Here is a 20827-nt window from a genome sequence, read left to right on the forward strand (position 1 = left end):
CGCCCCGATTCACGACGCGCTTCGCCTTGACACAAAGTCGCACGGTGGGGTTTGGTCACCGGCTCACACACACTCGAAACCGAAGCGCGAGGGTCCAGCATGGCCACCGATTCGCCCAAGGGCAAGACCGCGTCCGACCAGAGCCTCGTCCCCAACAAGAAGGTCCGCCGCGAGGACGCGCTCGCGTACCACTCGACCGGGCGGAAGGGGAAGATCGAGGTCATCCCGACGAAGCCCTGCGCCACCGCGCGCGACCTCGCGCTCGCCTACAGCCCCGGCGTCGCCGAGCCCTGCCTCGAGATCGCGAAGGACCAGGACCTCAGCTACACGTACACGGCCCGCGGGAACCTGGTGGGCGTCGTCTCCAACGGCACCGCCGTGCTGGGCCTGGGCGACATCGGCTGCCACGCCGGAAAGCCGGTCATGGAGGGCAAGGGCGTCCTCTTCAAGAAGTTCGCCGACGTCGACGTCTTCGACATCGAGGTGGACGCCACCGACATCGACCACTTCTGCACGGTGGTGAAGGCGCTCGAGCCCACCTTCGGCGGGATCAACCTGGAGGACATCAAGGCGCCGGAGTGCTTCGTCATCGAGGAGCGGCTCAAGCGCGAGATGCAGATCCCGGTCATGCACGACGACCAGCACGGGACCGCCATCATCTCCGGCGCCGCGTTGCTCAACGCCGTCGAGGTGGCGGGCAAGTCGCTCGACAAGGTGCGGGTGGTGGTGTCCGGCGCGGGCGCCTCGGCCCTCGCCTGCACGCGCTTCTACATCGCGCTCGGGGTGAAGAAGGAGAACGTGCTCCTCGTCGACACCAAGGGCGTCGTCTACAAGGGGCGCACCGAGGGCATGAACCAGTGGAAGGCGGAGTTCGCGGCCGAGACGCGCTGCCGGACCCTCGCCGACGCGATGGAGGGGGCGGACGTCTTCCTCGGCTGCTCGGCCAAGGGGCTCGTCACCCAGCGGATGGTGCAGACGATGGCGAAGGACCCCATCGTCTTCGCGCTCGCCAACCCCGACCCCGAGATCAGCTACCCGGAGGCGAAGGAGGCGCGCCAGGACGTCATCATGGCGACCGGCCGCTCCGACTACCCGAACCAGGTCAACAACGTGCTCGGGTTCCCGTTCATCTTCCGCGGCGCGCTCGACGTCCGCGCCAAGGCGATCAACGAGGCGATGAAGATGGCGGCCGCCCGGGCCATCGCGGCGCTGGCGCGCGAGGAAGTCCCCGAGTCGGTCTCGCGCGCCTACTCCGGCGAGAGCTTCTCCTTCGGCCGCGAATACATCATCCCCAAGCCGCTCGACCCCCGCGTGCTGCTGTGGGTCGCGCCGGCCGTGGCGCAGGCCGCCATGGAGAGCGGCGTCGCCCGCCAGAAGATCGACCTCGCCGAGTACCGCGAGCGCCTGCGCAAGACGCAGAGCCGCACCCACGCGGTGATGAGCACCGTCTACCAGAAGGCCAAGAAGAAGCTGGCGCGCATCGTCTTCGTGGAGGGCCACCACCCGAAGATCCAGCACGCCGCCCAGATCCTGCAGGAGGACGGGATCTGCGAGCCGATCCTGCTCGGCCCGGTGGACAAGGTGCGCGGCTCGATCGAGGAGAACCGCCTCGACGGCCTGCGCGACGTGAAGATCGTGAACCCGCTCGAGAGCGACCTCTTCGCCGGCTACGTGTCGAAGCTCTGGGACACGCGCGGCCGCAAGGGCATGACCTTCGAGGAGGCCAAGCAGCGGGTCCGGCAGCGCGCCTACTTCGGCGCCCTGATGGTGAAGGAGGGGCAGGCCGACGGCCTGGTCACCGGGCTCACCACCGGCTACGCCGACGCCATCCGCGCCCCGCTGCAGGTGATCGGCACCCGCGCCGGCCGGCGCGCGGCCGGCGTCTACATCGTGGTGACGAAGAACGAGTTCCGCTTCTTCGCCGACTGCACGGTGAACGCCGACCCGAACGCCGAGGAGCTGGCCGACATCGCGGTCACCACCGCCGACCTGGCGCGCTACTTCGACGTGACGCCGCGGGTGGCCATGCTCTCCTACTCCACCTTCGGCTCCTCCCGCGGCGCCAGCCCGGACAAGGTGCGCGAGGCGACCGAGCTGGTGCGGCAGCGCCACCCCGAGCTGGAGGTGGACGGCGAGATCCAGGTCGACATCGCCATGTCCTCCGAGACGCGCGTGCCGGAGTTCCCGTTCACGAACCTGAAGGAGGACGCCAACGTCCTCGTCTTCCCGAACCTGGACGCGGCCAACATCGGGTACCAGCTCCTCAACCGCATCGGCGGCGCCGAGGTGATCGGCCCGGTGCTGCTCGGCATGCACAAGCCGGTGAACATCCTGCAGATGGGCACCAGCGTGCAGTCCATCGTGAACCTGGCCGCCTTCACCGCGCTCCGCGCCCAGGGCGATCAGTTCACCTTCTGACGCCTTTGCCCCCGCCGCGCCCCTCCCGGAGGTGGCGGCGTCGCCTCGGCGGGCACACCCTCTGCACGGAGGGTGTGCCATGCCGTGGAAGACGACCAAGGAGCGCGCCGCCGCCGACAAGCGGCGGGGCAAGTCCGCCAGCACGCAGGCGGGCGAGTTCGTGAAGGAGCAGATGCACAAGGAGAAGCGCGGGAAGGGCCGCGCCAAGAGCGCCAAGCAGGCCGTCGCCATCGGCCTCTCCCAGGCGCGGCGGGCTGGCGTGAAGGTGCCGCGGAAGAAGGCGGCTGGGACGAAGAAGCGGTCGTCCACCGCCGGGAAGCGCGCGAAGCGCCGCTCCGCCTGACCCCGCGCCGGCTCAGAGGCTGACGCGGAGCGCCAGCCCGACGTCGAAGAGCTGCGCCCCGAACCCCGGCGTCACCTCGGCCCCGGCCACCGTCTGGGCCGGGATGGCGAGGCGGAACTCGCCCGCGGCGCGCCCGTAGTGCGCCTGCCCGTACGCCTCGAGGCGCAGGTAGGTGAGGAGCAGCACGCTGTAGTCGAGGCGGGTGACGAAGCTCCGGTCGGAGAGGTTTCCCAGCGTCGAGAGGATGAAGGTGGTGTTGTTCCACGCCCCGGGGTTCGGGAGGTGGAAGTACACGCCCGCGTAGTGCTGGCCCACGTAGAACGGCGCGAACGCGCCGTTGGCGATGAGCCACGGGTAGATGGCGGGGTCGGCGTAGCCGAGGCGGTTCCAGAAGTACTCGGCGCCCACCTCGAACATGTCCTCGTCGCTGTACTTGTGCTGCCAGCGCACCCCGCCCGTCACCTGCGGCGTGAGGCCGGACGGCTCGTACCCCTCGTAGCGGACGGCGAGGTCCGCGCCCGCGGGCGCGGCCGGCCGGGGGCGGTACACCGGCAGCTCGCTCCCGGTCTTGAGCGCCGCCTCGGCGTAGAAGTCGAGGTCGAGAACCCCGGCCGAGGCGTCCACCGCGAAGCGGGGCTTGTGGCCGCGCTGCACCACCGCCCCCAGGCCGACCTCGGAGGGGCCGAGCACGATCTCGGCGCGCGCCGCGCCGCCCACGCCGCCCAGGCGCTGCGAGTCGCGCGCGGAGGTGGCGGCGGCGGGCAGGCCGGAGGTGCCCGGCGCCAGCGCGCCGGTGGCGGCCGAGCTGGTGAGCGGCTCGAGGATCGCCATCCCGTAGAAGTTCCAGCCCTGCCGCTCCCACGGCAGGTGGACCTTCACCATGGTGGTGCCGGTGCGCTGGTCGAAGACGGCCAGCGGGTCGCGCCGCACCGCGTGGAGGTAGTCGGTGGGGTTCCAGAAGCGGCCCGTCCCCCACTTCACGTGCTGCCGGCCCACCGTGAAGAAGGCGGTGTGCTCGGCGTCGAAGCGCAGCCAGAGCTGGTCGAGCAGCACCTGCGGGTTCGGCGGCGGGGCCGTCCCCAGGACGCCGGGGGCGCTGGGGTCGAGGGTCGGGTCGAACTGCATGCGGCCGAGGACGAACGCCCGGACCCGGTCGTTCGGCCGGGCGTCCAGGTACACGTCGGTCAGCGCCGGCGCGGTGAAGAGCCAGCGGGAGGGCGGATCGCCCTCGCGGGCGAAGAGGAAGCTGCGCAGGTAGAGCTGGCCGCCGAGCTGCAAGGGGTTCTCGGTGCGGCCCAGCACGCCGGCCACGCGCTCCTCGGCGGGCTCGCCCGGCGCGGCGCGCGGCGCGGGGGCGGCAGGGGTGGGCTCGGCGGGCTTCGCCTCCTCGGGCGGCTTCGGCGGCGCGCCGAACAGGTCCGCCTCGCTCGGACGGTCCTGGGCGGCGGCGGGGGCGGCGAGGCTGAGAAGCAGCAGCGCGAGGCTTGCGGGTTTCACGTGGCGACGCCCCCTCTCCCCGGCCCTCTCCCCCGGCGGGGGAGAGAGAGATGAAACCCGGACCTCGACCTCGACTGCGACCTCGACCTCGACCTCGACCTCGGCTGCGACCTCGGCTGCAACTGCGACTGCGACGCTACCGGCTCTTCGATTCGAGCCAGGCCTTCGTGAACATGTTGGCATCCAGCGCGCGCAGATCGACCTGCCGGATGAGGATGAGCGTGGAGTTGGCCTTCTCCACCTCGTCGTAGAACCGCATCTCCTCCGGGAACCAGACGTCCGCGCCCTTCGACTCGGAGAAGACCTTCTTCCACTTGGGGTAATAGCTCGTCCGCATGAGCCGGCCGGAGAGGGCCAGCTCCTGCCGCTTCAGCACGTTCCCGGTGGCGGCGTCGATCCAGAGCCGGATGCGGGGAAAGGCGACGTCCACGCCCGGCCGAACGTCGAGCAGGAGCTTGTGCGCCGTGTACGCGCCCAGCTTCTCGTCGCCCTCCCACTTCGCGGTGTACTCCTCCGCCAGGCGCGACTCGTCGAGGTCGCCGCGCCGCGTGTCGGTGCCGCCGATGCGCTCGCGCTCGGTGCGCCGCTCCCATCGGCCGGTGGCGGGGTCGTACAACCAGAGGTTCTTGTCGAGGCGCAGGTACCCCTTCCCCGCCTCGCTCTTCGGACGCGTGAAGAGGAGCATGAGCTTCTCCTCCGCTTCGCGCCGGTAGACTACGAGATCGTAGACGACGTCCGTCTTGTCCTTCTCCTTCGCCTCCATGTAGCAGAGCGCCTTGTAGTCGCCCGAGCTGTGCTGCCGCTGGTCGACGAGCTTCACCAGCGCGTCGGTCTCCGGCTGGGTGAGGGCGGCGGCCGGCAGGCCCAGGGCCAGGGCGAGCGTGGCGGCGGCGGCGCGGAGGGTGCTGGGCGTCATGGCGTGCTCATCCGATGTGGTGCATGGCGGTGACCGGCCGGAGCCGCGCCGCGTGGAAGGCGGGGAGGAGCGCGGCGAGCGTGGTCACCGCTGCCACGAAGAGGACGTCCTCCAGCACGGCCTTCGCCTGGACCGCCAGGGTGAGGTGCTGCTGCATGAGGAACATCTGGACGCTCTCCGGCACCGCCAGGTGCGCCGCGTCCACGGCCGCGCAGAGCGCGACGCCGGCGACCGCCCCCGCCACCGTGCCGCAGAGCCCGAGCAGCGCCGCCTCCAGCAGGAAGAGCCACAGCACCTTCCGGCGCTGCATCCCGATGGCGCGCAGGGTCCCGATCTCGCGGGTCCGCTCGCGGATGGCGATGGCGAGCGTGTTGAGGATGCCGACCACCACGATGACGAGCAGGATGAAGATGAGCACCCCGGTGAGGCCCAGGATGGCCTTCAGGATCCAGGAGAGGAAGGTCATCTCGTCCTCCCAGGTCGTGACGTCGAGCTTCTGCCCGGTCCAGTCCTCGGCGTTGACCTTGGCGAACAGCTTCTCCCAGTAAGGGCGCGGGTCGGGGTCCATGACCCGGTAGCCGGCCTGGGCGAGGCCGCTGCGCAGCCGCGCCGCCACCTGCGAGTCCCGGGCCGGCTCCTTGAGGTAGAGATGGATGGCGCCGGTCGTGGTGTCGTTGAGCTGGTACAGCCGCCGCAGGGTCTCGGCCGGCATGAAGGCGCTGAACGAGGAGAGGATGCCGATGTTCCGCGCGACGGCCGCCACCCGCAGGTCGGCCGTGTTGTTGACGCCGCGCGCGGTCGGGGCCGAGAGCGTCACGACGTCGCCCACCTGAACCTCCAGCTTCCGCGCCTGGTCCTCGAAGAGCAAGAGCGTGTTCGGCTGCGCCAGCTCGCCCAGGTCCCCCTCCTTCACCTGGATCATCCGGCGAAAGGCGACCTCCTGGGCGATGTCGACCCCGCCCAGGACGAGGTCCATCGAGGCGCGTTCGGACACGCCCTTCGCCCAGCCGCGCACGCGCACCGTGAAGTAGTCGAGCTCCGGCACCAGCCGGCGCGTGTCCGCCAGCACTCGGGGGTAGTCGCTGACGAGCGGGGCCGAGGTGCCGGAGGTGACCTTGTAGAAGCCGCCCACGTTGACGTGGCCGGTCATGAGAGTGGTGGCCGACTCGAGCATGGCCGAGCGCATCCCCTGCGTGAGCCCGCCCATCACGACCAGCAGGAGCGTGACGGTCGCGATGGCGCCGCCGAGCAGGAGGTTGCGCTTCGTGTGCTTGAGGAGGTTGCGGCCGGCGATCTGGAGGTCGACGAGGATCATGGGCTAGTCGTCCGACTGCATCGCCTCGAGCGGCGTGACGCGGGTGGCGATGAGCGCTGGGTAGATGCCGGAGAGGACGCTCACCACCATCACGATGAGGAGCGAGACGGCCAGGCTGGCGGTGCCGAGGGTGGGGACGAGGCTCGGGCCCGAGTAGAAGAAGTACAGCTGATCGTTCGTGGCCGGGATGCCACCGCGCGCCCGGATGAGCCACACCACCGCCGCCCCCAGGGCGGCGCCGGCCGCCCCGAAGGCGAGGCCGACCACCGTCGTCTCGAGCAGCAGCATGGACAGCACGAACCGCTTCTGCGCGCCGATGGCGCGGATGGTCCCGATCTCCTTCACCCGCTGCAGGGTGGCCATCACCATAGCGTTGTTGATGACGACGAGCGCGACCGCGAAGATGATGAAGACGGCGGTGTAGAGGATGATGCGCGCCAGCGAGACGAACTGGCCCACCATGCCAGACGCCTGCTGCCAGTCCACCACCTTCATCTTCATGCCCGCCGCGCCCAGGGCGGCCTTCACCTCGCGCATCGTCTCGCGCAGCCGGCCCGGATCGCGCAGGGTCACCGCGGCGTTGAGCGCCACCCCTGCGTCGATCTCGGCCTGCGTGTAGACGCGGCCGAAGAGCTCGTCGTCGACCTGCTTCTTGGCCACGCCCGCCAGCTCCGGATCCTCGATGCGGACCGCCTGCGCCTGCTCGGCCTCCGCCGGCGCGGCTCCGAAGAGCTCCGCCTCGGCGGCGTCGCGCGAGATGTCGCGGGCCCCCACGCCCTGCTTGATGGCGCGGATCTCGGCCGCCTTCTCGGCGGTCACGTAGCCGTACAGGTCACGCCAGGAGACGAGGTCCATGAGGCTCATGATCCCGGCCAGCGCCGACTTCTCCAGCCCGCGGAACTCGGCGAAGCCGTAGACCTTCACGTTGACCGAGCTCATGTAGCCCGACTTGGACGGCGCCTTGATGGTGATGGTGTCGCCCACCCGCACCATGTAGAGCTGCAGCAAGGGCGCCAGCCGGTCGTAGAAGATGGCGTAGCGCGCGTCGAAGTTGGCGTCGTCGGTCGTGAAGAGCTCGACCAGCAGGTCGTGCAGGTCGGTCTTCGAGGAGCCGAGCGCCTGCCGGAGGCGGGCCGCCGCCTCTTCGGCCTGCATGGGATCGAGCTGGAGCAGGATGTCGCGCGTCGCGGTCTGGTTCTCCTTCACCCAGCGCTGAAGCTCCTCGTCCCGGGCGATGCGTCCGTGCTGTACGTGCAGCGCGTCCCGGATCTTGTCGAGCCGGCGCGCCGTCTTGAGCTTGAGCCAGTCCTCCGCGTAGAGCTTGCCGAGGAGGATGCCGCGCTGCCCCTTCGGCACCGGCGTGCCCTCCACGATCCGCATCCGGTCGAACGCCTGCTGGTAGGCGTCGAGATCGGTGCCGGCGTAGCGGATGAACGTGAAGCCGCCCGAGAGCGACTGCGGGGCGATGCGGTTCTCGAGGAACTCGAGGGCCGCCAGCGGGTCGGCGTCGAAGCCGGCCCAGAACCGGTCGTCCACCGCGCGGGCCAGGTCCTCGGTGTCGCGGGCGCGCTCCTTGATGAGCTTCTCGTCGGCGATGGCGCGCGCCTGTCGCAGCTCCTGCTGCAGCAGCGTCGCCATGCGGCGCACGTGCGCCTTGTGCGCCTCGTACCGCGCGGCGAGCTCCGGGGTCGCCTCGCCGGCCATCCGCCGGCGCACGTCGCCGCGCAGCTTCTCCAGCGCCACGTCGAACTCGTTCCCGGAGGAGATCATGGCCTGGTCGATCCCCATGGGCACGACGCTCTTCACGTTGGGGACCTTCTCCAGCACCGCCTTGAGCGCCGCGAAGTCCTGGATCGGCTCCAGCTGCGACTCGCCCATCATCCCGCCGTAGAGCGCCAGCTCGTCCTTGGAGCGTGCGTCGTAGACCTGGAGCTGGCCGGCCAGGCTGCCCTGGATGCTGCCGCGCATGCCTCGGTCGATGGTGTCGAGGAGCGAGCTCCCCACCACCACCAGCAAGGCCCCGAAGAGGATGATGCCGCCGACGATGAACGTCTTCGCGCGCGAGGCGAAGAGGTTGCGGAAGGCGATCTGGACCAGCACGCCCGCCGCGCCGGCGCGGGAGCGCATCTCACCGCCCCCCGGCGGCCGCGGCCGCGCCGTCTTCGCGGCCCGCCACCTGCCCGTCGGCGATGCGGACGATGGCGGTCGCGTGCGCCATCACCTTCGGGTCGTGGGTGGAGAAGACGAAGGTGGTCCCGTCCCTCCGGTTCATGTCCTTCATGAGGTCGATGATGGTCCCCCCGGTGGCCGAGTCGAGGTTGGCGGTGGGCTCGTCGGCCAGCACGAGCGGTGGCCGCGTCACCAGCGCCCGTGCCACCGCCACGCGCTGGCGCTGGCCGCCCGACAGCTCGCTCGGGCGGTGCAGCACGTGCTCCGAGAGCCCGACCGCCTCGAGCAGGGCGCGGACTCGCGCGTCGCGCTCCCGGCGCGACAGTCCGCCCTGGAGCAAGAGCGGGAACTCGACGTTCTGGAACACCGACAGCACCTGCACCAGGTTGAAGGTCTGGAAGATGAAGCCGATGCGGTGCAGGCGCAGGTCGGTGAGGGCGCGCTCGGAGAGGTCCTTCGTGTCCTTCCCGTCGACGAGGACGCGCCCGGCGGTGGGCACGTCGACGCAGCCGATGAGGTTGAGGAGCGTGGTCTTGCCGCTGCCCGACGGGCCGGCGATGGAGAGGAACTCGCCGGCGTCGATGCTGAGCGACACGCCGCGCAGCGCCGGCACCTCGGTCTTTCCGAGCTTGTAGATCTTGGAAACGTCCTCCACCGCGACGATGGGCGCCATGAGCCGAGCCTACCCGTCCTGGCGCGCCAGCGCGACCGCGAATCCGCCCGGCTCCTCCTCCACCGCGTGCACCAGCCAGGGGCGGCAGCAGACCGGGCAGTCCTCCACGTAGGACTGCGCAGGACCGCCGCCGGGGTCGACGAAGATCGTCACCCACTCGCCGCAGTACGGACACTGGACCTCGGCATCCACGCAGCGCTCCCTTATAGTTCGGAGGTGGCGAAGAAGCAGCGAGACGAGCCGTTCCACGCGCCCTTCGCGAAGCTGAAGGCGCGCGCGGCCCCGGCGCCCGCGCGCGCCGCCCGGCCGGCGCCTCCCCCGCCCCCGCCGTCCGCGCCGCCGCGCGAGGCGTCCGACGACGAGCTGTGGTCGCGGGCGGTGGCCGGGGTCGAGCGCCTCGCCGCCGGGCCCGCGCTCGCCGCGCCGCGGGTGCCGGCGCCGCCGGCCCAGAAGTTCTGGCACCCGGATCTCGACGCCCTGCGCGAGCTCGAGGCGCTCGTCTCGGGCGACGCGCCCTTCGACCTCGCCGACACCGACGAGTTCATCGAGGGCCGGGTGCCCGGGCTCGACCCCGCCATCGTCCGCCGGCTGCGCCGCGGCGAGTTCGCGGTGCAGGGGCACCTCGACCTGCACGGCCTGACGCGGGAGGAGGCCAAGGCGGCGGTGGACGGCTACCTCAAGCAGGCGCGCAGCGCCGGCAAGCGCTGCGTGCTCCTCGTCCACGGCCGCGGGCTGCACTCGAAGGACCAGGTCCCCATCCTGAAGGAGGCCGTGAAGACCTGGTTCGCGACCGCCCGCTTCGGCCGCCACGTGCTGGCCTTCGCCAGCGCGCGGCCGGTGGACGGCGGCGCGGGCGCGCTCTACGTGCTGCTCCGGCGCGCCGGGCGGTGACCCCTGACGCACGAGCCCCGGCCGCCGTGGGGGCGACCGGGGCTCGGCGGCGCGACGGGCGGCGGGCCGGCCGTCAGTTGATGTAGTACTTCGCGGAGAAGTCGAGCCGCAGGTCGGAGCCCTTCGCGCCCGACCACGTCTCGCGCTCCGCCCAGATGCCCTCCACTCCGAGGTCCACGCCCTTCATCGGCGTGAAGATCGGGCCGAGGTGCCCCTGGTAGACCCACTTGTTGATCCCGAAGCGGCCGCCGTCGAGGCCGTTCGCCCGGGCGAAGTCGACGTAGTCGTTCTGGAAGTCGTGCGTCAGGCCCCCGACGAAGTTGACGCGCACCCAGTCGGCCGCCTTGAGCTGGTAGCCGGCGATGACGCCGACGGCGCGCTCGGTCAGGATCTTCCCGGCCGCCGCGTCGTAGAAGGCGCCCTCGATGTAGTTGAGGTAGCGGCCGATGCCGTCGCCGCCGGTCACGCCGACGGTGAGCGTGTCGCCGGCGTCGCGCACCTTGTAGAGGACGCTCGCCGCGGCGCCCCAGCCGCGGGCCGAGGCGGTCGCGCCGGCGCCGTCGTCGATCCGGAGCTCCTGGGTCATGGCGCGGACGCTGACGGCGCCCCAGTCGAAGCTACGGTCCCAGCGGAGGACCGCGTCGGGGAGGCGCGAGAGGCTGGTCGTCACGATGGCGCCGGTGTGGTCGAGCAGGTAGCTGGACGAGTTCTCCAGGGCGACCGTGAAGGTGCCCCAGGTCTGGGTCGGGTAGCTGTAGCGGATCTGGGGCTGCCGGATGAAGGTGGAGCCGATGGGGCCGTTGAAGTCGACGGTCTCCGGGTAGTTGTCGACGTCCATGAAGGTGGACCAGGTCATGCCGGCGAGCAGCCCGCCGAACTGCCCGTAGGCCTGGCGCACGCGGAAGCCGTAGCTGCTCGTCGCCTGCTGCGTGACGATGTTCCGGGGCGAGCCGTACTGCGCGGTGTCGCCGGTGCGCGGCTCGTTGTTGAAGTCGCCCTCCAGCTTGACGGCGAGGAGGCCGAACCTGGTCGGCGTGCCCGCGTCGAGGCCGAGGCGCGAGGTGCGGGCGGTGAGGTAGTCGCGGTTCTTGCGCTGCGCGTCGGCGCCGCCGTCGAGGGGGAGGTAGGGGGCGAAGGTGGAGTAGTCGATGTCCGAGTTGTCGGCCCGGAACGCGTGGACCCAGTTCAGCTCGGCGAACCCGTAGAGGCGGAGCGAGATCTCGGTGCCGGGGACCCGGAAGCTGCCCGGGAGATCGCCCGCCACCACGGCGTCCTTCTGCTTCACCTCCAGCTCGTCGAGGCGGTCCTTCAGCTCGGCCAGCGCCGGCGCGGGGGCGGCCTCCGCCGTGGCGGGCGCCGGCGCGGCCGCCGCCGCGCGGCCCTTCATCGCCTGGAGCTCCTCCCGCAGGCTCTTCACCTCGGCGCGCAGCGTCTGGAGCTGCGCGTCGGGCTGGGCCGGCTCGGCGGCGGCGGCCACGCCGCCCAGCAGCAGGGCCGCGGTGGAGATGCTCATCAACGGTCGGTACATGCTCACGGTGTCTTCCCCTCTCGCTGGATGCGCCGGGCCGCGCCCGGGCTCTGGAGCCGTCAGTGCAGGATCTGGCCGAGGAACGCCCGGATGCGGTCGTTCTCCTGCCGGTCGAAGAACGCGTCGGGCGGCGCCTCCTGGAGCAGGGCGCCGTGGTCGAAGAAGAGGATGCGATCCCCTACCTCGCGCGCGAACCGCATCTCGTGGGTGACCACGACCATGGTCATCCCGGAGCGGGCGAGGTCCTTCATCACGTCCAGCACCTCGTTGATCATCTCCGGGTCGAGCGCGCTGGTCGGCTCGTCGAAGAGCAGGACCTTGGGGTTCATGGCGAGCGAGCGCGCGATGGCGACGCGCTGCTGCTGACCGCCGGAGAGCTGGAAGGGGTGCTTGTGCGCGTGGTCGGCGAGGCCCACCCGCGTCAGGAGCTCGAGCGCGGCGCGGCGGGCCTCCGCCCGCGGCGTCCGGCGCACGCGGCGCGGGGCCAGCGCCACGTTCTCGAGGGCGGTCAGGTGGGGGAAGAGGTTGAACTGCTGGAAGACCATCCCCACCTCGCGCCGGATCGCGTCGAGGTTCCTCACGCTGTCGTTGAGCTCGATCCCGTCCACCACGATGCGCCCCGAGTCGTGCTTCTCCAGGCGGTTCAGGGTGCGCAGGAAGGTGCTCTTGCCGGAGCCCGAGGCGCCGACGATGACGGCCACCTCGCCCTCGAAGAAGCGGGTGGACACGTCGCGCAGCACGTGGGCGGCGCCGAAGTGCTTGTTCACGCCCTCGGCCAGGATGAGCGGGCGGCGCGGCGCGGCGGGCGGGACGGGGTGCACGTGCGACATGGCGGGGTCCGCGCGGGTCAGCGCCGCTGTTCGACGTCGAGGCGGTGCTCGATGGCGCCCGAGATCTGGGTCAGGATGGTGGTGAGCACGAGGTAGATGGAGGCGGTCGCGATGAACACCGGCACCGGTTGGAAGGTGGCCGCCTGCACCCGGTTGCCGATGTTGGAGAGCTCCACCACCCCGATCACGTAGGCGAGCGACGAGTCCTTGAGGAGCGCCACCACGTTGTTCACGAGCGGTGGGAGCGCGATCTTGAAGCTCTGCGGGAAGACCACGTCGGTGAAGGTCTGGAGCGGCGAGAGGCCGAGGGAGCGCGCCGCCTCGGTCTGGCCCCTGGGGACGGCCAGGATCCCGGCCCGGATGGCCTCGGCGTTGTAGGCGCCCACGTTCACCGCCAGCGCCATCGCCGCGGAGTTGAAGTCGGAGAGCCGGAGCCCCGGCGCGAGCATGGGCAGGGCGAGGAAGACGAACAGCACCTGCACCAGCAGCGGCGTGCCCCGGACCGCCCACACGTAGAGGTCGGCCGCCCAGCGCACCGGCGGGAAGGCGGCGAGCTTGGCCACCGCGGCCACCAGGCCGATCGCGATCCCCAGCACGCCGGCGACGAGCGTCAGCCAGACCGTGACGCGGGTCCCCTCGGCGAACTCCTGCGCCGCGGGCCCGATCGGCTCGGGCAGGAGCGCGAGCGGCCTCGCGATGAACAGCATGACGAGGACCAGCAGCGCGCTCGCCGCCGCGATGGTAGCGGTGCTGCGCTGCTGGCGCGTCCAGCCCCGGGGCCAGAGCGAGAGCACGTTCATGGCCGTCGCGGGCCGGCGTCGTGGCGTCCGCTCACCGGCAGCGGACGTCCTCGTTCATGTACTTCTTCGAGATGGCCTCGTAGGTGCCGTCGGCCATGATCTCGGCCAGCGCCTTGTCGATCGCCTTCTCGAGCGAGGTGTTGCCCTTCTTCACGGCGCTCGCGATGCGCTCCACGAAGACGAAGTCGCCCATCTTGAGGCCGGCGGCCGGGTTCGACTCCAGCGCCGCCTTGGCGACGAAGCGGTCGGAGACCCACGCGTCGACGCGCCCGGCCACCAGCGCGGCGCGGGCGTCGGTGTCCTTGGGGAAGTTCTTCACCTCCTTCACGCCCGGGACCTTCTGGACGTGCTCGAGGTAGGTGGTCCCCGTCTGCACGGCGACGATCTTGCCCGCCAGGTCCTTGACCGTGCGGATGGCGGGATCCTTCGCCACGATGACCCCGCCCGAGCAGTAGTGCGGGTTCGTGAAGGTCACCGCCTTGGCGCGCTCCTCGGTGATGCCGAAGGAGGCGATCACCATGTCCCAGCGGTCCTGCCGCAGCCCGGCCAGGAGCGCGTCGAAGGAGAGGGCGCGCCACTCGATGCCCACGCCCATCTTCTTGGCCAGCGCCTCGGCCACGTCGATCTCGAAGCCGGTCAGGGTGGGGCCGCGGAAGAAGTTGAAGGGGGGGAAGGCGCCTTCGCTGGCGACGATGATCTTCCCGTCCTTCTTGATCTCCTCGAAGGTGCGGGCCTCGGCGCGCACCGCCACCAGGGCCAGGGTCAGGGCGAGGAGCTTGGTCGTCTTCATCGTGTTCCCTTCTCGAGCGGCGGGGATCCGGCCGTCCCTGGGCTGCGTGGTTTCGGCGACGGCGGCGCGAAGGGTTGGGAGCGCAGGCGCAGGGGAGCGCGTCGGGCCTCTTCGCGCAGCGCTTCGCCGCGCGCCCCTTCCGGGTAGCGCTTGGTAGCCCGCCGGGGACGCGGTTGTCAATCGCTCGAGGCTTGGGCCGGGCGACGCCCAGCGGCGGTCCCCGCTCCGCTCAGCGCGGCTCCCCGTCGCGCGCCGCCTCGTCGAGCTGCCGGAAGGCCTCGAGCAGGGCCGCCTGCGGGTCCACCGCCACCGGGACCGCCTGCGCCACCGCGCCGTCGCCGTCGCGGCTCAACGTGAACTCGCCGTCCTCCCAGCGCACGAGCTGCTTCACCGCGTGCTGGATCTGCCGCGTCACCGCGTGCTCCACCGCCTCCGGGTCGACCAGGCCCGCGCGCACGAGCAGCTCGCCCACCGGGACGCGCGCCTCGGTCGCCCGGGCCGCCACCGCCTCCACCGCGGCGGGCGAGAGCTTCCGGTCGTAGGCGAGCACCTGGCCCAGCCGCGGCATGCCGGGGACTGTGGCGCCGACGATCTTGCCGTCGCGGAAGCGCAGCGCCGCGAGCCCGGCGCCGCCCCGGAACGCGAGCAGGCCGGAGCGGCGGCTGCCGCGCATGAACTCGAGGAGCTCCGGGACCGGCAGCGCCGAGAGCGTGCCGGCCAGGGACGCCGGCGGCCGGGGCTGCGCGGCCACCCGAGCCGATGGAGCCGAGGGGGCCGCGCCGCGCGCGGGCTGCGCGGTCACCCGGTGCAGCACGGGGATGGAGGGTTCGTCGTCGAGGCTCATGGAGCGATCGCGGGACCGCGCACCGATCGCGAGTTGCACGTAGGATGCCGCCGGCCCACCGGCGCGAACCTCCTGCATTCGCAGCACAGTCCCGCTCGGGCGTCGCGCGATCGCGCGACGCATTGCCTCACCCCTCAGGTCGGCCAGGACTCCCGGACGGCAGCGCGGCCGCGCTTCCGTCGGGACCACCGGCTCGCGGCCACGGCCCGCGCCAGCGCCGCCGGTGCCGGCGCAACCCCGGGTTCTCGAGGGCCCTGGGACGGCGGGCCGCACCCCGCCGGCGTACCCTGCAACGCCCCGGACTCCCGGTCCTTTCCCCACCGGCGCGGGGTCGCCGGGCGCACCGCCACGGCACGTCCGCTGCAAACCCAGACGGCGCCGCTCCAGCGCGCTTCGACGCCGGCGGAGGCGCCATGACTTCCTGGAAGCTCGGCCTCACGGCCACCCTGCTCGCGGCGGCCGCCGGCGCCGCTCCGGCCCCCGCCGTCGCCGGCGACGTCATCCGCGTGAACGGGTCGGGCAGCGCGCTCGACATGCTGAAGCCGCTGGTGCTGGCGTACGCCGCGTCGCACCGCCTGGAGCGGTTCCAGCTCGATCCGCCGCTCGGGAGCTCCGGCGCGATGAAGGCGCTCCTCGGCGGCGCCCTCGACGTCGCGGCCCTGAGCCGGGCCGTCCTGCCGCAGGAGGCCGCCGGCGGCGTGCGCGCCCTCGCGTACGGGCGCACGCCGCTGGTCATCGTCACCCACCGCGAGGTGGCGAGGTCCAGCGTCGACTCGGCCGAGCTGGAGCGCATCTACTCCGGCGCCACGCCCACCTGGCCCGGCGGCGAGCCGATCCGCGTCGTCCTCCGGCCGATGGCCGAGACCAAGACGGCCGTGCTGCGCGGCCTCTCCCCCGGGATGGCGCGGGCCGACGACATCGCCCGCGCGCGCCCGTGGGCGATCGTGGCCGTCACGGACCCGGAGTCGAACGAGCTGGTGGCGAGGACGCCGGGCGCCATCGGCGCGGCCACGCTGACCTCGATCCTGGTCGAGGGGCTCCCCCTGCGCCCCCTGGCGCTGGACGGCGTGCCCGGGACGGTCGAGGCCCTGGCGCAGGGCCGCTACCGGCTGGCCACCGACATCACCCTCGTCACCTCGGCGCGCTCCTCCCCCGAGGCCCTGGCCTTCGTGGAGTTCGCCTGCTCCGCCGAGGGGCGCGCCCTGGCGCGGAAGAGCGGGGTGCTCACGGAGGCGGGCGGGTGCGGGGAGCTCCGATGACCCGGCGCGCGGACGCGATCGCCTCCACGATGACGCTCCTCGCCGGCGCCGTGGCGGCCAGCGTCGTGCTCGGGATCCCCGCGCTCTGGTTCGGGGCCGGCTACCGGGGCGCCGCCGCCGCGCTCGACACGCAGGCGGAGGTGAACGCCCGGGACGCCGGCCGCCTGGTGGTGGCGAACCCGCGGATGTGGATCTACGAGCAGGCCCGGCTCGCCGAGCTGCTCGAGCGGCGGGCGGCGTCCGGCGAGGCCGAGGCGCGGCGGATCCTCGACCTGGCGGGGAAGGTGGTGGCGGAGAGCGCCGACCCGCTGCCGCCGCCCACGCTCCAGCGCCGCCGCCCGATCTACGACGCCGGGGTCGCCGTCGCCCAGGTGGAGGTGGCGCGCTCGCTCCGGCCGCTCCTGCTCGAGACGGGCCTGGCGCTGGCGGGGGCGCTGCTGGCCGCCGCGCTCGCCTTCGCGGCGCTCCGGACCATCCCGCTGCGCGCCGTCCGCCACGCCTACGCGGCGCTCGAGGAGAGCGAGGCCCGGTACCGCACCCTCTACGGCTCGATGGCGGAGGGGCTGGCGCTGCACGGCGTCGTCCGGGACCGGGGCGGGGCCGCGGTGGGGTTCTCGGTGCTGGACGTGAACCCGGCCTTCTCGCGGATGCTCGGGGGCGACGCCGGCGCGCTCGTCGGCGCGGACGGCGCCTCGCTCCTCGGCGGCGCGCTCGCGCCGCACGTCCCGGACCTCCTGCGCGTGGCCGAGACGCAGGAGCCCCACGCCTTCGAGCTCACCGTGGCGGAGCCCGCGCGCACGCTGCACGTCTCGGCGTTCTCGCCGCGCCGGGATCGCGTGGCGACGCTGGTCGAGGACGTCACCGACCGCCGCCAGGCGGAGGCGGCGCGGCGCCAGCTCCAGGAGCACCTCGCGCACGCCCAGCGGCTGGAGTCCGTCGGCCGCCTCGCCGGCGGCGTGGCCCACGACTTCAACAACATCCTGACGGTCATCCTCTCCTACGCGCGGGCGCTCACCGAGGAGCTGAGGGGCGAGCAGCGGGACCACGCCGAGGAGATCGCGCGCGCGGGGCAGCGCGGCGCGGCGCTGACGCGCCAGCTCCTCACCTTCAGCCGCAAGCAGGTGCTGAGCCCGGAGGTGCTGCGAGTCGAGGACGTCCTCGCCAGCTTCTCGAGGATGATCGGCCGGCTCCTCGGGGACGACGTCCGGCTCTCGATGGAGGTCGCGCCCGGCGTGGGCCGCGTCCGCATGGACCCGGCGCAGCTCGAGCAGGCGCTGGTGAACCTGGCGGTGAACGCGCGCGACGCCATGCCCGGCGGCGGCCAGCTCCTCATCCGGGCCGGCGACGCCGAGCTCGGCCCGGCGGAGGCGGAGCGCGCCGGCCTGCCGGCGGGTCCCTACGTCGCCATCTCCGTCACCGACACCGGCACGGGCATGGACGCCGCCACGCTGAGCCGCGTCTTCGAGCCGTTCTTCACGACCAAGCCCAAGGGGAAGGGCACCGGCCTCGGCCTCGCCATGGTCCTCGGCGCCGTCGAGCAGGGCGGGGGCCGCGTCGGCGTGGCGAGCGCGCCGGGCGCGGGCACCACCTTCACGCTCCACCTGCCGCGCGTGCCGGGCGAGGCGGCGCGGGCGACCCCGGCGCCGGCCCGCGCCGGCGCGGTCCCCGGCGGGCACGGCGAGCGCGTCCTGCTGGTGGACGACGAGCCCCAGCTCCGCGCGGCGGTCCGGCTCTTCCTCACCGGGGGCGGCTACCAGGTGATCGAGGCGGCCAGCGGCGACGAGGGGCTGGCGGCCTTCCGGGCGAGCGGGGACGCGATCGACCTCGTGCTCACGGACCTCGTGATGCCGGGCACGAGCGGCGTGGCGCTCGGGCGCGCCGTCGCCGAGCTCCGCCCCGTGCCCGTCCTCTACATGTCGGGCTACAGCGAGGAGGTCGCGTCCGGCCAGGAGGCGCTCCCGCCCGAGCGCTTCCTGCAGAAGCCGTTCGAGCGCGAGGTCCTGCTGGAGCGGGTCCACCGCGCGCTGGCGGCGCACCGGGACGCCGCCATGGGCCGCGCCTCCTAGCCCCCGGACGGCCGCGCCGTCGCGCCGGGGAGTGCGGCGGCGAGGGCCCGCGCCGCCGCCGCCGGATCGGGCGCGTCGCGCAGGGGCCTCCCCACGACGAGCACGTCGGCGCCGGCCCGCACCGCGGCCTCGGGCGTCGCCACCCGGGACTGGTCGCCCCGCGCCGCGCCGGCCGGACGGACCCCCGGGACGACCAGCAGCGGCCCGGGCCCGACGGCGGCGCGCACCGCCGCGACCTCCAGCGGCGAGCAGACGAGGCCGCCCGCGCCCGCGCCGACCGCCAGCTTCGCGAGGCGCACCACCGCCGCCTCGGGCGGACCGGCCAGGCCGACCGCGTCGAGCGCCGCCGCGTCGAGGCTCGTCAGCACCGTCACCGCGAGCACCCGCACCCCCGGCCCGGCGCCGCGCACCGCGGCGGCGATCATGTCGGCGCCGCCACCGGCGTGGACGGTGAGGAGCGCCGCCCCGCTCCGGGCCGCGCTCCGGGCCGCGCCCTCGACCGTGTTCGGGATGTCGTGCAGCTTGAGGTCCAGGAACACCGGCCGGCCCAGCGCCGCCGCCGCGCGCACGGCCGGCGGGCCCTCGGCGGCGAACAGCTCGAGGCCCACCTTGAGCATCCCGACCTCGGGCGCCACCGCGCGGGCGAACGGCTCGGCCGCGCTCCAGCTCCCGAAGTCGAGGGCGGCGCAGAGGCGCTCGCGGCCGCTCACGCCTGCCCCACCCCGGTCTCGCGCGCCACGAGCGCGGCCGCCCTGGCCGCCACCTCGGCGAGCGGCACGAGCTCGACGTCCTTCGTGCCGCGCCGCTTCCACTCCGCCTTCCCCTCGGCGAGGCCGCGCTTGCCGACCGCGATGCGGATGGGGATACCGAGCAGGTCGGCGTCCTTGAACTTCACCCCGGCGCGCTCGTCGCGGTCGTCGTAGAGGACGTCCACGCCGGCCTTCGCCAGCGCGGCGCAGATCTCCTCGGCCGCCTGCACCAGCTCGGGCTCCTTGCCCAGCGTGAGGACGGTGGCGCGGTAGGGCGCGATGGCGAGCGGCCAGACGATGCCGTCCTGATCGTGGTGCAGCTCGATCGCGGCCGCCATGATGCGCTCGACCCCGATGCCGTAGCTGCCCATGACGATGGGCGTCTCCGAGCCGTCGGCCTTGAGCACGTTCGCCTTCATCGACACCGAGTACTTGGTGCCGAGCTTGAAGATGTGCCCCACCTCGAGCGCCTTGAAGACGTCGAGCGTGCCGTCGCAGCGCGGGCACCCCTCGCCCGCCTTCACGGTGCGCAGCTCCGCCACCTTGCCATGGCGGAGGAGGTCGCGCTCGACGTCCACGCCCCGCAGGTGGAAGCCGTCCTCGTTCGCGCCGGTCACCATGTCCTTGCGCCCGGCCAGCGCCGGGTCGACGAAGACCGGCGCCTTCGCGAACGCGACCGCGCCGAGCGAGCCGGCCCGCGCGCCCATGAGCGGCGGGATCTCCTCGGGGTGCGCGGGCCGCAGGAGCTGGGCGCCGCTGGCCGTCTGCAGCTTCGCCTCGTTGAGCTCGTGGTCGCCCCGCACCACGGCGAGGATCGGCTTCTCGTCGGCCATGTAGACGAGGGTCTTGAGCTGCCGGCGGGCCGGCACGCCGTGCGGGGGCTGCGAGAGCGCCTCGATGGTGACGACGCCCGGGGTGGCGAACTTCTCGGGCGAGGGCAGGCCCGGCCCGTCCTGCTCGGCCGCGATGCGCGAGGTGGCGGTCTCGGTGTTGGCGGCGTAGCGGCACTTCGGGCAGGCGGCGACGAGGTCCTCGCCGGCCTCGGTGCGGACCATGAACTCCTGCGAGGCGGAGCCGCCCATGGCGCCCGAGTGCGCCTGGACGGCGACGAAGTCGAGCCCGCAGCGCGTGAAGATCTTCTCGTACGCCCGGCGCTCGTCCTCGTAGCTCTTGTCCAGCCCGGCCTGGTCCACGTCGAAGGAGTAGGCGTCCTTCATGGTGAACTGGCGCACGCGGAGCAGGCCCGACTTGGGCCGCGGCTCGTCTCGGAACTTGGTCTGGATCTGGTACCAGACCTGCGGCAGCTGGCGGTAGCTGCGCAGCTCGTCGCGCGCGATGGCGGTGAAGATCTCCTCGTGGGTCATGCCGAGGCAGTACTCGCCGTTCTTGCGGTCGCGCAGGCGGAACATGTTGTCGCCCATGACCTCCCAGCGGCCCGACTCCTTCCAGATCTCGGCCGGGTGGAGCGCGGGGAGGAAGAACTCCTGACCGCCGATGGCGTCCATCTCCTCGCGGACGATGGCCTCGATCTTGGTGAGCGCGCGCTTGGCGAGCGGCAGGTAGTCGTAGATCCCGGCGCCGAGCTGCCGGATGAAGCCGGCGCGCACGAGCAGCTTGTGGGAGGCGACCTGCGCGTCGGCCGGCGCCTCCTTGAGCGTGGGGATGAAGAGCTGGCTGAAGCGGGCGACGGTCGTCGTCATGGCCGGGCTTTATACCGCAGCCCACGCCGCCGCACAGCG

18 protein-coding genes are annotated in these 20827 nt (G+C 72.7%); 5 read left to right on the forward strand and 13 right to left on the reverse strand.

Annotated features, from left to right (window positions below; genetic code table 11):
- Nucleotides 1-99 precede the first annotated feature (99 nt).
- Both HWY08_RS22220 and HWY08_RS02510 read left to right on the forward strand, forming a co-directional pair.
- The gene (locus HWY08_RS22220; protein WP_176062556.1) at nucleotides 100-2418 is read left to right on the forward strand and encodes an NADP-dependent malic enzyme; all 2319 of its coding nucleotides are present in this window, start codon (nucleotides 100-102) and stop codon (nucleotides 2416-2418) included.
- A 79-nt stretch (nucleotides 2419-2497) separates the two neighbouring features.
- Nucleotides 2498-2761, forward strand: a complete 264-nt coding sequence (locus HWY08_RS02510) for a DUF6496 domain-containing protein (RefSeq protein ID WP_176062558.1) — start codon at nucleotides 2498-2500, stop codon at nucleotides 2759-2761.
- Nucleotides 2762-2773: 12 nt separating this feature from the next.
- Here the strand turns inward: HWY08_RS02510 and HWY08_RS02515 are convergent, their stop codons facing one another.
- The 6 genes from HWY08_RS02515 to HWY08_RS02540 all read right to left on the reverse strand — a co-directional run bounded on the left by HWY08_RS02515 (nucleotide 2774) and on the right by HWY08_RS02540 (nucleotide 9580).
- Nucleotides 2774-4258 carry a hypothetical protein gene (locus HWY08_RS02515; protein WP_176062560.1) on the reverse strand — a complete coding sequence of 495 codons (1485 nt, stop codon included), beginning with the start codon at nucleotides 4256-4258 and terminating at the stop codon, nucleotides 2774-2776.
- 136 nt (nucleotides 4259-4394) lie between these two features.
- Nucleotides 4395-5174, reverse strand: a complete 780-nt coding sequence (locus HWY08_RS02520) for an outer membrane lipoprotein-sorting protein (protein WP_176062561.1) — start codon at nucleotides 5172-5174, stop codon at nucleotides 4395-4397.
- A 7-nt stretch (nucleotides 5175-5181) separates the two neighbouring features.
- The gene (locus HWY08_RS02525) at nucleotides 5182-6489 is read right to left on the reverse strand and encodes an ABC transporter permease (protein ID WP_176062563.1); all 1308 of its coding nucleotides are present in this window, start codon (nucleotides 6487-6489) and stop codon (nucleotides 5182-5184) included.
- Nucleotides 6490-6492: 3 nt separating this feature from the next.
- Nucleotides 6493-8616: an ABC transporter permease gene (locus HWY08_RS02530; RefSeq protein ID WP_176062565.1), complete on the reverse strand. Its 2124-nt coding sequence runs from the start codon at nucleotides 8614-8616 to the stop codon at nucleotides 6493-6495.
- Between the two features lies 1 nt (nucleotide 8617).
- On the reverse strand, nucleotides 8618-9331 hold the full coding sequence (locus tag HWY08_RS02535) for an ABC transporter ATP-binding protein (RefSeq protein ID WP_176062567.1): 714 nt from the start codon (nucleotides 9329-9331) through the stop codon (nucleotides 8618-8620).
- A 9-nt stretch (nucleotides 9332-9340) separates the two neighbouring features.
- Nucleotides 9341-9580: a CPXCG motif-containing cysteine-rich protein gene (locus tag HWY08_RS02540; RefSeq protein ID WP_503826540.1), complete on the reverse strand. Its 240-nt coding sequence runs from the start codon at nucleotides 9578-9580 to the stop codon at nucleotides 9341-9343.
- Here HWY08_RS02540 and HWY08_RS02545 point away from each other — a divergent pair.
- On the forward strand, nucleotides 9548-10222 hold the full coding sequence (locus tag HWY08_RS02545; protein WP_235969411.1) for a Smr/MutS family protein: 675 nt from the start codon (nucleotides 9548-9550) through the stop codon (nucleotides 10220-10222). The two genes, HWY08_RS02540 and HWY08_RS02545, sit on opposite strands and share 33 nt — an antisense overlap.
- Nucleotides 10223-10295: 73 nt before the next feature.
- On the opposite strand, the gene HWY08_RS02550 is transcribed toward HWY08_RS02545, so the two are convergent.
- The 5 genes from HWY08_RS02550 to HWY08_RS02570 all read right to left on the reverse strand — a co-directional run bounded on the left by HWY08_RS02550 (nucleotide 10296) and on the right by HWY08_RS02570 (nucleotide 15014).
- Nucleotides 10296-11735: a DcaP family trimeric outer membrane transporter gene (locus HWY08_RS02550; protein WP_235969412.1), complete on the reverse strand. Its 1440-nt coding sequence runs from the start codon at nucleotides 11733-11735 to the stop codon at nucleotides 10296-10298.
- A 74-nt stretch (nucleotides 11736-11809) separates the two neighbouring features.
- Entirely contained in the window at nucleotides 11810-12580 is a 771-nt protein-coding gene (locus tag HWY08_RS02555) for an amino acid ABC transporter ATP-binding protein (RefSeq protein WP_176062574.1), read from the reverse strand.
- A 17-nt stretch (nucleotides 12581-12597) separates the two neighbouring features.
- On the reverse strand, nucleotides 12598-13380 hold the full coding sequence (locus HWY08_RS02560; RefSeq protein ID WP_176062576.1) for an amino acid ABC transporter permease: 783 nt from the start codon (nucleotides 13378-13380) through the stop codon (nucleotides 12598-12600).
- Nucleotides 13381-13411: 31 nt separating this feature from the next.
- The gene (locus tag HWY08_RS02565; protein WP_176062578.1) at nucleotides 13412-14170 is read right to left on the reverse strand and encodes an ABC transporter substrate-binding protein; all 759 of its coding nucleotides are present in this window, start codon (nucleotides 14168-14170) and stop codon (nucleotides 13412-13414) included.
- Nucleotides 14171-14399: 229 nt separating this feature from the next.
- A complete protein-coding gene (locus HWY08_RS02570) occupies nucleotides 14400-15014 on the reverse strand; it encodes a DUF4388 domain-containing protein (protein WP_176062580.1) in 615 nt (204 codons plus the stop codon).
- A gap of 413 nt (nucleotides 15015-15427) precedes the next feature.
- On the opposite strand from HWY08_RS02570, the gene HWY08_RS02575 reads away from it, so the two are divergent.
- Both HWY08_RS02575 and HWY08_RS02580 read left to right on the forward strand, forming a co-directional pair.
- The gene (locus HWY08_RS02575; protein ID WP_176062582.1) at nucleotides 15428-16273 is read left to right on the forward strand and encodes a substrate-binding domain-containing protein; all 846 of its coding nucleotides are present in this window, start codon (nucleotides 15428-15430) and stop codon (nucleotides 16271-16273) included.
- A complete protein-coding gene (locus tag HWY08_RS02580) occupies nucleotides 16270-18339 on the forward strand; it encodes an ATP-binding protein (protein WP_176062584.1) in 2070 nt (689 codons plus the stop codon). Before HWY08_RS02575 ends, HWY08_RS02580 begins: the two co-directional genes overlap by 4 nt.
- Here the strand turns inward: HWY08_RS02580 and pyrF are convergent.
- Together pyrF and HWY08_RS02590 are read right to left on the reverse strand one after the other, a co-directional pair.
- A complete protein-coding gene (pyrF, locus tag HWY08_RS02585; protein ID WP_176062586.1) occupies nucleotides 18336-19049 on the reverse strand; it encodes an orotidine-5'-phosphate decarboxylase in 714 nt (237 codons plus the stop codon). The two genes, HWY08_RS02580 and pyrF, sit on opposite strands and share 4 nt — an antisense overlap.
- The gene (locus tag HWY08_RS02590; protein ID WP_176062588.1) at nucleotides 19046-20788 is read right to left on the reverse strand and encodes a proline--tRNA ligase; all 1743 of its coding nucleotides are present in this window, start codon (nucleotides 20786-20788) and stop codon (nucleotides 19046-19048) included. The genes pyrF and HWY08_RS02590 overlap by 4 nt, the downstream gene beginning before the upstream one ends.
- Between the last annotated feature and the right edge of the window lie 39 nt (nucleotides 20789-20827).

Origin of the sequence: Anaeromyxobacter diazotrophicus, from assembly GCF_013340205.1 — a bacterium.
In the GTDB taxonomy this organism is placed as follows: domain Bacteria; phylum Myxococcota; class Myxococcia; order Myxococcales; family Anaeromyxobacteraceae; genus Anaeromyxobacter_A; species Anaeromyxobacter_A diazotrophicus.